Genomic DNA, 12,847 nt, shown 5'->3' with positions numbered 1-12,847 from the left:
TTAAATGAAAAAACAAGACTTAATTTATCTTTTAAAACACCCTGAAGCCGTATCAGCATCTCAGTCTGCAGTATTATTAGAAAAAATTAATGAATATCCTTATTTTCAATCGTTAAGAGCGCTCTATCTAAAAGGGTTAAAAGAAAAAGAAAGCTATAAGTACAATAATACCCTAAAAATTACCGCAGCCTATACTACAGACAGAAGTGTTTTATTTGATTACATAACCTCAACAGTTTTTAATCAAAATGAAATATCTCAGCATATCAAACAAAATTCTGAATATCTAAAATCTATTACGGTTAGCGAAATTGATGATATTTCAGTTGAAAAAAGTGTAACAATAGATGACGCACTCAAAGCACATATTAAAGCAACGGAAGGTGTATTAGACCCTAATTTATTTAAAGTAAAACAAAAACCTTCAAAACAGTTAATTACACCAAAACTTGAAGATTCTATAATCGCAGTAGATGTAGACAATATTACACCAGAAAAGAAACTTAATATTGGTAAACCCCTAGAATTTAATAAAAACGAAAGTCACTCCTTTGCAGAATGGTTAAAAATCACAAACTTTAAACCTATTGTTAGGGAGCAGCCAGATGAGCTTATTGAGGGTAATACGTCCAAAAATCAGCCACTGACCAATAAATTAGAATTAATTAACAAATTTATTACCGAAAACCCTAAGATAAAACCCATTTCAGGTGATGCACCAAAGCCTAAGTTGGTAAATAATAATGAAGATTCGTCAGACAGCTTAATGACAGAAACTTTAGCGCGCATTTATTTGGAGCAAAAAAACTACGATAAGGCTATTCAATCTTATAAAATTTTAAGTTTGAAATATCCAGAAAAAAGTAGTTTCTTTGCAGACCAAATTAAATTGGTAGAAGAATTAAAAGAAAATAATACAAAATAAAATGAGTGCATTTACTATATTTTTAATCCTTATCGTCATTGTGGCATTTTTGTTAGTCGTAGTGATTATGGTTCAAAACCCTAAAGGTGGAGGATTGTCGTCTTCATTTGGTGGCGGTGGTACACAGCAATTAGGTGGTGTAAAGAAAACAGGAGACTTTTTAGATAAAAGTACATGGTTCTTAGCAGCAGCGCTTATTGTATTAATACTAACATCCAACCTTACTTTAAACTCTGGTAATACTGTAGAGTCTAAAGCATTAGACACTAATGAAGCTACTGAAATGCCTATTACAACACCGGCAGTAGAAAGCGCTCCAGACACAAGTAGCGAAAACTAAGACTCAAAACACTATATAAGAAGCCAACAATTATGTTGGCTTTTTTTATGCCATAAATTAACCTACAGAATTATAAAAAAGTAGGTCTGAAACTTTGTCAGTCTTTAGGTCTTGGCATAATTTTCGAATAACGCTTTAGCGTTAAATTAATTTAAATAACCAAAAATAAATAACAAAATGGCTTTAAACATTAAACCTTTAGCAGATAGAGTTCTCGTAGAACCTGTAGAAGCTGAAACTAAAACTGCTTCTGGTATTATCATTCCGGATAATGCAAAAGAAAAACCGCAAAAGGGAACTGTTGTTGCTATTGGCAATGGCAAAAAAGATGAACCCTTAACCGTTAAGGTTGGAGATACCGTACTCTACGGAAAATATGGTGGTACAGAACTTAAATTAGAAGGAAAAGATTATTTAATGATGCGCGAAAGTGACATCTTGGCGATTATTTAATCGCTTCTGTAATTCCGCACTTGATGCGGAATCTCACAAAAAAACTAAACATTAATAAGATTCCTGCCTTCGCAGGAATGACAAAAATTTTAACGATGGCAAAAGATATAAAATTCGATATTGAAGCACGCGACGGCATTAAACGTGGTGTTGATGCTTTGGCAAACGCAGTAAAAGTGACATTAGGACCTAAAGGTCGCAACGTAATTATAGGTAAATCATTTGGTGCCCCTCAGGTTACTAAAGACGGAGTTTCGGTAGCAAAAGAAATTGAATTAGACGACGAACTTGAAAACATGGGAGCTCAAATGGTTAAGGAGGTTGCTTCTAAAACCAACGATTTAGCTGGTGATGGTACAACTACTGCTACTGTTTTAGCGCAAGCAATAGTAAAAGAAGGTCTTAAAAATGTTGCCGCTGGTGCAAACCCAATGGATTTAAAACGTGGTATTGACAAAGCAGTTGAAGCGTTGGTAAACGACTTAGAAAAGCAAGCCAAAAAAGTTGGTAATGATTCCGACAAGATTAAGCAAGTTGCTGCCATTTCAGCTAATAACGATGATACAATTGGTGAACTTATCGCTAAGGCTTTCGGAAAAGTTGGAAAAGAAGGTGTAATCACAGTTGAAGAAGCAAAAGGTTTAGATACTTATGTAGATGTCGTTGAAGGTATGCAGTTCGACAGAGGTTATTTATCTCCTTACTTCGTAACGGATTCTGACAAAATGATTGCAGACTTAGAAAATCCTTATATTTTATTATTCGATAAGAAGATTTCTAACTTACAGGAGATTCTTCCAATATTAGAACCAGTTGCTCAGTCTGGTCGTCCTTTATTAATTATTGCTGAAGACGTTGAAGGTCAAGCTTTAGCAACGCTAGTAGTAAATAAACTAAGAGGTGGTTTAAAAATTGCTGCGGTAAAAGCACCAGGATTTGGAGACAGACGTAAAGCAATGCTAGAGGATATCGCTATCCTTACTGGTGGTGTTGTAATTTCTGAAGAAAGAGGATTTTCTTTAGAGAATGCAGATTTATCTATGCTAGGTACTGCAGAGACAGTAACTATAGATAAGGACAATAAAACTATTGTGAATGGTGAAGGTAAAAAGTCAGATATCAAAGCAAGAGTGAATCAGATTAAAGCTCAGATCGAAACAACTACATCAGACTACGACAAAGAAAAGCTACAAGAACGTTTAGATAAGTTAGCAGGTGGTGTTGCTGTACTATATGTTGGTGCTGCCTCTGAAGTTGAGATGAAAGAGAAGAAAGATCGTGTTGATGATGCATTACACGCTACACGTGCAGCTGTGGAAGAAGGTATCGTTGCTGGTGGTGGTGTAGCCTTAGTTCGTGCTAAGAAAACCTTAGAAAAAATAACTACGGATAACTTAGATGAAACTACAGGTGTACAAATCGTTAATAAAGCTATTGAAGCTCCATTAAGAACTATCGTAGAAAATGCTGGTGGTGAATGCTCAGTAGTTATTAATAAAGTTTTAGAAGGCAAGAAAGATTTCGGTTACGATGCAAAATCTGAAAACTACGTAGACATGCTCAAAGCTGGGATTATAGATCCTAAAAAAGTGACGCGTATTGCTTTAGAAAATGCGGCTTCAGTTGCTGGTATGATCTTAACTACAGAATGTGCTTTAGTAGATATTAAAGAAGACGCTCCTGCTATGCCACCAATGGGTGGAGGCGGAATGCCAGGCATGATGTAGTGGCGAATCGTCACAGATAATTTATCTCACCCTTACGCAAAGTAAAGTGAGATATAATCTTAATAAATTTAAAAGCCCTTGATGCAAATCAAGGGCTTTTTTATACATGATTACTTTTTCTATTTGATTTTTAAGGAATTCCACATCAGCTGAATCATGTCTGCACCACCATCATCGACACCTAAATCCATATTCATAGTCATAATTAATATCCCTTCATCTTTTCTACCATGAGCAGCTATCTCATAGATTTCATATTCGCCTCTATACTCCAAAACAGCCTTTAAGACGCGTATAGTTTCACCTGATACCAATTTCTTATCATAATCTTCGCGTTTCATTTCATATCCATAACTAATACTCTCTTTTGTAACTTCATTGAGCATCATTTCTTGAAGCATTGTTGGATTAAAAGCGTCGTATTTTTGCACAATAACGCCTGTTCCAGCGGCTGTTACCATCATTATTTGCTCTATCCCAGTATCTATCTGCACTCTAGATACATTTTGTTGTTTTGTATATTTCAATTCAAAATAGTCCTCACTAAAGACAAGGGTATGTTTTTTACTTAAACCCAGATTTAGAGTTTTACCAGCTATCTTAGCTTTAATACTGCCATTTAATTCTATTTCGTAAGGTTTTCCATCAATGGTTATAACATAATCTTTTTGTGCATAGACTGATAAAGACAGAAAAAATACCGTAAGTAATGATAGTTTAAGTTTCGTATAAATGATTTAGATTAGTTCTTGATTTTAGCTGCTTGCTTCTCCTCTTTGTGCGCCTCTTGCACCTCTTTATTGCGGTACTTACAACAAGCATGTACTGAGTTATAAGCCGTGTCTGACGCTTTTATATCCTTAGTATCGTGGCCAACATCTGCTAATTTCTGAGCAATGATTTTTAGCGTTGTTTTACGTTCATCGTAAATCAATTTTAACTTGTGTGTATCTATATTCCAAACGGCAGATTTTACTCCTTTTGTTCTTATCGCTGCTTTTTCTATTCGCTCTTTACACATCATACAAACACCATCAACTTCCATGCTTGCTTTAGCATTTTTGTTTTGAGCAAAGGAAACACTCGATAATATTACTGTAATAATTAAAAGTACTTTTTTCATTTCTTTAGTTTTTATTTGGGACACTTCGACTACGCTCAGTGTAACATTAGGTTTTGTTTTTTATCATTCTGTCCCGAAGCTTCGGGAGTTTCAGAATCTATTTATTTCTGGTTGGAGCTTTATTTTTAAGATTGCTTCGTTTTGCTTTCTCGTAATGATATTAAATTATTAATTTATTCTATATCGCAATCCTGCGTAATACAATCTACCAAAAATTGGTCCATAGACAAAATTACTATCAAAATTTGCTCCAAATGGATTATCTGAACTAATAATAGGATTGGGTTGCCTTACATTAGTTACATTTTCTCCTCCTAAATATAATTCAAATTTAGGCGAAAATACTTTGGTTACCTGCAAATTTAAAGTAGCAACCGTTGGAGAAAACGCATCTAATTGAAATTGTGGTGCACTTAAGTTTGTACTCGGAAATCGTTGCGAATCTAACCAATTAAACGACGCATCAAATTTCCATGGAGATGCATTAGCAGCACTATCTGTTTCATAAGATGCATTTGCAAAAAAGCGCTGCTGCGGTATTAACGGTTTTTGGAGTTTACCAGCATTGTAATCTGTTTTAACATCATAATACTTGTATGCTGTTCTTAAATCAAAATTTTTAAAAACGTTATAATTAAATTCTAACTGAAAACTATTAGCATAGCTTTCTCCATCTAAATTATAGAAATTGATTTCAAACGGGTTTTCCCAATCTACGACCACTTGATTTTGAAAATCAGTTCTATAAAAATCTAATGTAATATCAGCAGCTCTACCAAAAAGGTTAAAACCTTGTAAATAACTCAAACCGTAGTTCCATGCAATTTCGGGATTTAAGCCGTAAATTTTTCCACCAGAGTTAAGGATGTTAATCTGTCTTGAACTTGAAAATAAATTTTGATTTTCTGCAAATATATTGGCACTTTTTATACCACGGCCTATTGAAGCCCTTAAAGCCGATTTTGCCCAAGGTGTATAACGCAGATGTAATCGTGGTGTAATAAAAAAGCCTAATCTATTGTGCTGGTCTGCTCGTATACCTGCGGTTAATGTTAATTTATCGAGATTGTCATACCAATACTCAAAGAAAGCTCCAACAGAATTCTCGGTGCGTTTAAAGGTGCTGGTGTTTACTAATTCAGTATAACGATCGTAAGTAAAACTAACTCCTGTTTTTACTTTATGACGCGAATCTGAGATAATACTATTATAAACCAAATTTGAGTAAAAACTGTTATGCACAATATCATAAACATTTAACCCAAAATAAGAGTCTTGTCTGTGATGACTAAACGCGGTTTGAAACCCTAAACTTTGATACGGTATTTCAGGATTAACATAACCTAACTTTGTTGTAATATCTACCCGTTCTGTATCGATCTCACTTCCCCAAATTTGGGCTCCGTTTTGCGCAAAGGTACTGTTTGTTAATTTGTCTGTGTCTGGATTGAAACTTACCTCACCAGTTTGTTTTTCGTCATAAAGATATCTTACGTTTATAAAGCTTACAACACCTTTTTCCGGATTGGTGTATTGCCAACGATTCATAACGTTAATTTGGTTGAAGAGCGGCATATCTAAAAACCCATCGTCATTAACATCGTGTATTTGTTGGTGCGTATCGCCATGTATATACAAACCTGTGCTCCATTTATCGGAAAGCCTTGTATTAAAATGTGTATTCAATTCTAGCCTTTCGCTTGAAGCTCCATAAAAATTAAGAAAAAACGTTGCGTCCGTAGTTGGCTTTACCAATTCTGTATTAATTTGCCCCGCAATACTTTCAAATCCATTAACAACACTACCTGCGCCTTTTGTGATTTGAATACTCTCTACCCAAGTCCCAGGAATAAAGCTTAAACCGTAGGCTTGTGATGCTCCTCTGATTGCAGGAATATTTTCGGTAGCAATTAAAATATATGGCGATCTTAAACCCAACATTTTAATCTGCTTTGTGCCCGATACTGCATCCGCAAAATTTACATCTATTGATGGGTTAGTTTCAAAACTTTCAGACAGATTACAGCAGGCTGCTTTCAGTAATTCATCACTACTAACAAATAATGTATTTTCTGCTTTTAGATAGGATCTGGCCGTTGCCTTTTTACGAGATGTTAGTGTTACTGTATCTAATTCATCAGACGGTTGTAACACATGTCTTATGTATCTATTTTTAGTTACTGTGATTGTATCTGTTTTAAAACCCACATAACTAATCACTAACTTATTGAACGAAAATTTATATGGTAAGGAAAACGTACCATCATCGTTGGTGATGGCACCAACGGAAGAATCTAACCAATAGACATTGGCTCCTGGTAAAGGTATTTCTTTAGAGCTACTAGACTCTAACACAACACCTTTAAGTTGCTCTTGTGCAGTAACAAAAAGTGATGCTAACAAGAAATTTACTATTAAATATTTTTTCATTTGCTTGATTTAAATATAACATTTAGCACATAACCTGTGCTGTTCTTAATAAACAGTTATATTTAAATCAAATGAGGTAAGTTTCGTCTAAAACTTGTATATCCTTAACAAGTAAGGGTGGTGAATAATCTTTATTTGGAATTACCGCTTTAGGTAAACTCTCAAAAAGATTTATATATGTTTGTGTAAATACAAAAAGAACCTGCTTTTGCAAATCCTCTAAATCATCAAAAGTCTTTACCGTCAACTTGTCTAGACCTTTAATAACATCAACTTCATCTTTACAACAACTTTTAGAGGTAAGTTCTTTTTTAATCTTATTTTCTGACATTTGCATACCACATTTTTCACTTTCAGAAAAAATAGCAACATCAATCAAAGTATCACCACAAAAATGCTTTTCTATGGTTAACGACAACGTTGACACCAACACCAAAAGTGATAGTACTATTGAAAGTATTTTATGTAATACTGATGATTTCACAATGCAAAGTTACAAAATTCTTAAAATTGAAAAGCAAATTAAAGACTACGAACGATTCAGTTTATAATAATAAAACGCCGGAAGTAAAAGAATTAAACCTATTGGCTGTATTAAAAATCGCCTAATATTAAAAAATAAATAGTAATCCTCTTGCCTCGGATTAATAACAAAGTATAAAAATGGAATTAGTAATACAACATAAGCTACAACATATATAAAAACTGAAAATTTTATCATTTTTTTATCTCTAAATACGAGATAAAGAATACCTAAAGACGCTAGGGTATTTAAGAAATATCTAAGACTGGTAAAGAGAATGAGCTTAGCAACTTCTCGCCTAGGGTTATCTATGTAGAGGTAGTCGTTTTCAAAAAAGGTTAAATACGGATCATAAAACAACTCATCCTCAAAAGCACGAATAGCGACTAACACAAAAAACAATAATACAATTAATATGTAGCGTATAGGTTTAGACATTGGCTTTATTAGCTTTAGAAAAACGGTTAACCCAAACCATCCATAGTAAAAATACAATACCGTAAATTAACATAGGAAATATAACCTCATGCAGTAATTCTCGTCGCCAAGGATAATGGTACAAACCAACGGAGAGTATAACTATTCTAAAAAGATTAAACACATAAATAATAGCACTACCAGCAAGGCAATATATAATGGTGGTTTTAAAATTACTGTAAAAGGCGGCTATAAATGATAAAAACAAAATGATTATACTCACCGCATTACAACCCTCTATTACTCTAGCCACAAATTTATCGTTAATAATAATTTTTAGAGAAGGTTCGTTTGGGTGTGGTAAAATAGTTGCATCATAACCTATACTATTGAGTAAGGAATTGGTTTGTTTTGCTACTAAATTAGTTATGTAATCTGGGTAAAATATAGATCCATCAGACTTATTTAAATATAAATTGTAAGTTACGGTTAGCAAACCATACGCTAATAAAAATACCGCTATGAAACGTGTAACAAGCTTATATTTTAGAAATAGTTCTTTCAGTGGAAAGGAATTAAAAATTGTTTGATGTTAAATTTATGAAAACCCTAATTTAATATTGAATCATTTAAATATTTTTGTTGAAAATTATTAATACCTATGTCGTTAGAAAACTTAAAACCTAAAGTTAAGACCATAATTGAACAATATAATCTAAGTGTAGACCAGCGTCTTCTTAAAATTTGCGAAATACTTGAAACAAATGTTGACTATTACAACTGGGTAGGTTTTTATTTTAAAAACGGAGATAAAAACGAATTAAAACTTGGGCCTTATGTCGGTGAACCAACGGACCACACCATCATACCTTTTGGCAAAGGCATTTGTGGGCAAGTCGCTGTAAGTAATAAAAACTTTGTGGTACCCGATGTATCTGCACAAGATAATTACATTGCATGTAGCATTACTGTAAAAGCCGAAATTGTTATTCCTATTTTTGTAAATGGCGAAAATATTGGCCAAATAGACATTGATTCTAACACACCAGATCCATTTACCGAGGCCGATGAACGTTTTTTAGAATTTGTATGTAAAGAAGTTGCTGGTTTGTTGTAATGTAATAAGAGATTACCTATAACATCTCAAAACCTAATATTACTATCTACAGTCTATGGTCTATTGTCTATCATCTAAAGTCTATCGTCTAAAGTCTACATTCTAACAACATTACATACCTGTTCTAATAGCCTCAACTGGGTCTAATTTTGACGCTGAAATTGCTGGAATAACACCTGATATTAACCCAATTACACTAGACAATACAAAGCCTAGAAACATATTACTAAAGGATAGTACAAATTTAAAGTCTTCTACAAACCCATTCATAATCATTGCTATTATCCAGACAAAAAGTAACCCAACCAAACCACCAACAACTGCCAAGATTGTAGCTTCAAATAAAAATTGAAATAAAATAAAGCGATTCTTAGCACCTAAGGATTTTTGTATCCCAATTAAATTGGTGCGCTCTTTTACACTTACAAACATAATATTGGCAATACCAAAACCTCCTACCAATAATGAGAAACCACTAATTACCCAACCTACCAAATTTAACGTAGAAATTATGGCATCAATAAAAGACACCAATCCAGAGAGTTTGTTTACAAAAAAATCATCATCCTCATCTGCTTTTAGACCTCTGTATGCTCTAAATTTTTGTTTTAAAACAGATTCAAAACCAGCAATATCTACACCTGCTTTTGGTTTAATAACCACAGCACCTGGTAGACCATCTACGCCGCCATTTCTAAATTGTCTTACAAAATTTGCAGGCACAAATGCTTTTCCGTCAGGTGAATCACCTAAACCAGATCCATATTTTTTAAGAACTCCTATTACCGTTAATTTTCGACCATAAATTCTAACCACTTTACCAACAGGGTTTAAATTATCAAAAAGACTTTCTGCCAATTCAGCCCCTATTACCACTACTGGCGCACCAGTATCAGACTCTAACTCTGAATAAAATCTTCCTTTTTCAATTTTTAAATCATCTATAATATAAATACCATGAGATATAGGTGTAACATTTACATTTGTTACAGTCTCTGCCTGATATCTGATGGTTTCACTACCACCAAAAATAACATAGGCAGACTCTTCAATATCTGGTACATTTCTTCTCACAAATTCATAATCATCATAATTGGTTTGCGGAAAATTATCGCGTTTCCATCGTGGCACCTCCGTTGGGCCAAAGGAGTATTTAGTTAAATACATTGTATTCTTATCTAAGCCAGATAAGTTTTCTTTTATCTTTCTATCTAAAGAATCCACTGCAGCCAACACAGCTATAATTGAAAATATACCAACCGTAACACCTAATAATGATAAAAACGTACGTAGTTTATTAGTTCTAAGGGCATTTAATGCAAATGAAAAGCTCTCTTTGAATACTCTTAAATAGACTAGCATAGATTGGCTGTTTTAAAACATTTTAAAGATAGGACGTTTTCAACAATTTATTGTTACAAAAAACTTAAAGAAACTGTTTATATACCAAAGAATTTCCTATTGATTATTTTATTTTTGCAGCATCAAAAATCAGAACACAACATTATGAGCAACAAAACCATGTCATCTGCATTAATTTCAGTATTTAATAAAGACGGATTAGAGCCTATTGCAAAAAAGCTTAACGATCTTAACGTTACGATTTATTCTACAGGTGGCACAGAAAAATTTATTAAAGACCTAGGTATAAATGTAGTTGCTGTTGAAGATGTAACTTCTTACCCTTCTATATTGGGTGGTCGCGTAAAAACATTACATCCAAAAGTATTTGGCGGAATTTTAAATCGTCAAAATCATGATGGAGATGTTGCAGAATTGACAAAGTTTGAAATTCCACAAATCGATTTAGTAATTGTAGATCTTTATCCTTTTGAAAAAACTGTTGCCTCTGGCGCTAGTAACCAAGATATTATCGAAAAAATTGATATTGGAGGGATTTCTTTAATTAGAGCTGCTGCTAAAAATTATGCTGATGTAACTTGTGTATCTTCGGTTGATAATTATGCTGAATTCTTAGATTTATTAGAAACAAAAAATGGTGAAACTTCTGAGGAAGACAGAAAGCAATTTGCTGCAAAAGCATTTAATGTGTCTTCGCATTACGATACTGCAATTTTTAACTATTTCAATAAAAATCATGACATCGCTGCATTAAAAATAAGTGAGACGAATGGTAAGGTATTACGCTATGGAGAAAATCCACATCAAAAAGGATTTTTCTTTGGCGATTTTGATGCAATGTTCACTAAACTTCATGGTAAAGAACTGAGTTATAATAATCTTTTAGATGTTGATGCAGCAGTAAATCTAATTTTAGAATTTAAAGATGAAGATCCAACATTTGCCATTCTAAAGCACAATAATGCTTGCGGTTTTGCTCAAAGAAGCACAGTCTGTCAAGCTTATGTAGATGCTTTAGCAGGTGATCCTGTTTCTGCTTTTGGAGGTATTCTTATTGCTAACACCGAGATTGACAAAGCCACAGCGGAGGAAATTCATAAACTATTTTGCGAAGTTGTAATTGCACCGTCATTTAGTGACGATGCTTTAAAAATTTTAAAAGGAAAGAAAAATAGAATACTATTAATTTTAAATGATGTTGAATTACCGAAAACAACTGTAAGAACTTGCTTAAATGGTGCTTTGGTACAAGAAAGAGATTCAAAAACAGATAGCTTAGAAGATTTAAAAACGGTAACAAATACTACTCCTTCTCAAAGGGAATTGGAAGATCTAATCTTTGCTTCAAAACTCTGTAAACATACTAAGTCTAACACTATAGTATTAGCTAAAAATAAACAGCTATGCGCTAGTGGAACTGGACAAACAAGTCGTGTAGATGCTTTAAATCAAGCGATCCATAAAGCTAAATCTTTTAATTTTGATTTAGATGGTGCAGTTATGGCAAGTGATGCATTTTTTCCTTTTCCAGATTGTGTAGAAATTGCTGACAAAGCAGGTATTACGGCTGTTATTCAGCCTGGTGGGTCTATAAAAGATGAGTTGAGTATAAATTATTGTAATGATAATAATGTTGCTATGGTAATGACAGGAACACGTCATTTTAAGCATTAAGAAATCTAAGTTTTAATTATTATTAAAAATAAAAAAGAGCATCAATATGATGCCCTTTTTGTTTAAACGAATTAATCACGAGCTATTAATTAGTTTTTTATAACACGTTTTACGATTCTACTGCCAGACTCTAAATCTGTAATATTCATAAAATATGTTCCGTTTTCTAAATCACTGATATTAAATGATAGTGCACTTTGATTTTTACTATTATTTCTATACACTATTTTACCGAGCATGTCAATAATTTGAATATCTAATTCTAAAGCTCTATTAGCTTCAAATTCAATATTAATATTACTTTTAGTAGGATTAGGATATATGTTAATATTGAAGTTAGAATCAAATTCATCTATACTCAAAGCATCACAATCTGTGCCAGTAAATCTATTTATTGAAACTGGGTTCGATAGATCAAAACAGCCCATTAAGTCCGATACATTGTTTCCTGCTGCTAAGCCCGTCAGTCCATCCTCATAGCGAATGTACCAAATATCGCATACGCCTGATCCTGCTCCCTCCAAATCGAAAGGTGGTGCCGCAGGTAAACCTAAAATCTCACCTGTAGCCTGATCAGTAATTAGCCAACCGTTATTAGTACCAACACCTGTTCCAACGATCTCTACATCAATTGGATCTGCTGTACCATCGCCTGAACATATCTCGGCTGTCGTGCCACCTCCTACGATCTGAATAGCTGCTGCGTCTGGTGCATTTCTTGTAATACTTACTGGATTGGATAGATCAAAACAGCCC

At 33.6% G+C, this 12,847-nt stretch carries 14 protein-coding genes; 6 read left to right on the top strand and 8 right to left on the bottom strand.

The genetic code is table 11. The features are described from left to right. Positions 1 to 4: 4 nt before the first annotated feature. The 4 genes from Q0800_RS11575 (at position 5) to groL (ending at position 3,445) form a co-directional block, all read left to right on the top strand. Positions 5 to 925 carry a hypothetical protein gene (locus Q0800_RS11575; protein ID WP_299129803.1) on the top strand — a complete coding sequence of 307 codons (921 nt, stop codon included), beginning with the start codon at positions 5 to 7 and terminating at the stop codon, positions 923 to 925. 1 nt (position 926) lies between these two features. After that, positions 927 to 1,265, top strand: a complete 339-nt coding sequence (gene secG / locus Q0800_RS11570) for a preprotein translocase subunit SecG (protein ID WP_299129800.1) — start codon at positions 927 to 929, stop codon at positions 1,263 to 1,265. Between the two features lie 177 nt (positions 1,266 to 1,442). Next, a complete protein-coding gene (locus Q0800_RS11565) occupies positions 1,443 to 1,718 on the top strand; it encodes a co-chaperone GroES (RefSeq protein WP_299129798.1) in 276 nt (91 codons plus the stop codon). 95 nt (positions 1,719 to 1,813) lie between these two features. Next, positions 1,814 to 3,445, top strand: coding sequence for a chaperonin GroEL (gene groL / locus Q0800_RS11560; RefSeq protein WP_299129795.1), 1,632 nt, complete (start codon positions 1,814 to 1,816; stop codon positions 3,443 to 3,445). Between the two features lie 119 nt (positions 3,446 to 3,564). Here groL and Q0800_RS11555 read toward each other — a convergent pair whose 3' ends face one another. The 6 genes from Q0800_RS11555 to xrtF form a co-directional block, all read right to left on the bottom strand. Next, positions 3,565 to 3,972: a hypothetical protein gene (locus tag Q0800_RS11555; RefSeq protein WP_299129793.1), complete on the bottom strand. Its 408-nt coding sequence runs from the start codon at positions 3,970 to 3,972 to the stop codon at positions 3,565 to 3,567. A gap of 215 nt (positions 3,973 to 4,187) precedes the next feature. Then, complete coding sequence (locus Q0800_RS11550; protein ID WP_299129791.1) at positions 4,188 to 4,568, bottom strand: heavy-metal-associated domain-containing protein; 381 nt, start codon at positions 4,566 to 4,568, stop codon at positions 4,188 to 4,190. 168 nt (positions 4,569 to 4,736) lie between these two features. Further along, positions 4,737 to 6,998, bottom strand: coding sequence for a TonB-dependent receptor (locus Q0800_RS11545; protein ID WP_299129787.1), 2,262 nt, complete (start codon positions 6,996 to 6,998; stop codon positions 4,737 to 4,739). A gap of 67 nt (positions 6,999 to 7,065) precedes the next feature. After that, entirely contained in the window at positions 7,066 to 7,482 is a 417-nt protein-coding gene (locus tag Q0800_RS11540; RefSeq protein ID WP_299129783.1) for a hypothetical protein, read from the bottom strand. Between the two features lie 45 nt (positions 7,483 to 7,527). Next, positions 7,528 to 7,959, bottom strand: a complete 432-nt coding sequence (locus Q0800_RS11535; RefSeq protein ID WP_299129777.1) for an exosortase F system-associated protein — start codon at positions 7,957 to 7,959, stop codon at positions 7,528 to 7,530. Then, positions 7,952 to 8,503, bottom strand: a complete 552-nt coding sequence (xrtF, locus tag Q0800_RS11530; RefSeq protein ID WP_299129967.1) for an exosortase family protein XrtF — start codon at positions 8,501 to 8,503, stop codon at positions 7,952 to 7,954. The genes Q0800_RS11535 and xrtF overlap by 8 nt, the downstream gene beginning before the upstream one ends. A 96-nt stretch (positions 8,504 to 8,599) precedes the next feature. Between xrtF and Q0800_RS11525 the strand changes: the two genes are divergently transcribed. Continuing rightward, the gene (locus tag Q0800_RS11525; RefSeq protein WP_299129772.1) at positions 8,600 to 9,055 is read left to right on the top strand and encodes a GAF domain-containing protein; all 456 of its coding nucleotides are present in this window, start codon (positions 8,600 to 8,602) and stop codon (positions 9,053 to 9,055) included. A gap of 111 nt (positions 9,056 to 9,166) precedes the next feature. Here Q0800_RS11525 and Q0800_RS11520 read toward each other — a convergent pair whose 3' ends face one another. Continuing rightward, a complete protein-coding gene (locus Q0800_RS11520; RefSeq protein ID WP_299129769.1) occupies positions 9,167 to 10,417 on the bottom strand; it encodes an ABC transporter permease in 1,251 nt (416 codons plus the stop codon). Positions 10,418 to 10,561: 144 nt separating this feature from the next. Here Q0800_RS11520 and purH point away from each other — a divergent pair, with 144 nt between their 5' ends. Continuing rightward, positions 10,562 to 12,091, top strand: a complete 1,530-nt coding sequence (gene purH / locus Q0800_RS11515; protein WP_299129766.1) for a bifunctional phosphoribosylaminoimidazolecarboxamide formyltransferase/IMP cyclohydrolase — start codon at positions 10,562 to 10,564, stop codon at positions 12,089 to 12,091. Between the two features lie 89 nt (positions 12,092 to 12,180). On the opposite strand, the gene Q0800_RS11510 is transcribed toward purH, so the two are convergent. Beyond that, positions 12,181 to 12,847: T9SS type A sorting domain-containing protein (locus Q0800_RS11510; protein ID WP_299129763.1), on the bottom strand; the 667-nt coding region annotated here is incomplete at its 5' end.

The organism is uncultured Winogradskyella sp., from assembly GCF_937958655.1.
GTDB lineage: Bacteria > Bacteroidota > Bacteroidia > Flavobacteriales > Flavobacteriaceae > Winogradskyella.
This window is presented reverse-complemented; position numbering and strand designations above follow the sequence as displayed.

Bases quoted from the DNA above. Each gene is read 5' to 3' on its own strand.
- Q0800_RS11565 (WP_299129798.1), top strand. From the start codon at position 1,443: ATGGCTTTAAACATTAAACCTTTAGCAGATAGAGTTCTCGTAGAACCT.
- Q0800_RS11535 (WP_299129777.1), bottom strand. From the start codon at position 7,959: ATGTCTAAACCTATACGCTACATATTAATTGTATTATTGTTTTTTGTG.
- Q0800_RS11520 (WP_299129769.1), bottom strand. From the start codon at position 10,417: ATGCTAGTCTATTTAAGAGTATTCAAAGAGAGCTTTTCATTTGCATTA.
- Q0800_RS11550 (WP_299129791.1), bottom strand. From the start codon at position 4,568: ATGAAAAAAGTACTTTTAATTATTACAGTAATATTATCGAGTGTTTCC.
- Q0800_RS11525 (WP_299129772.1), top strand. From the start codon at position 8,600: ATGTCGTTAGAAAACTTAAAACCTAAAGTTAAGACCATAATTGAACAA.
- Q0800_RS11545 (WP_299129787.1), bottom strand. From the start codon at position 6,998: ATGAAAAAATATTTAATAGTAAATTTCTTGTTAGCATCACTTTTTGTT.
- purH (WP_299129766.1), top strand. From the start codon at position 10,562: ATGAGCAACAAAACCATGTCATCTGCATTAATTTCAGTATTTAATAAA.
- secG (WP_299129800.1), top strand. From the start codon at position 927: ATGAGTGCATTTACTATATTTTTAATCCTTATCGTCATTGTGGCATTT.
- groL (WP_299129795.1), top strand. From the start codon at position 1,814: ATGGCAAAAGATATAAAATTCGATATTGAAGCACGCGACGGCATTAAA.
- Q0800_RS11575 (WP_299129803.1), top strand. From the start codon at position 5: ATGAAAAAACAAGACTTAATTTATCTTTTAAAACACCCTGAAGCCGTA.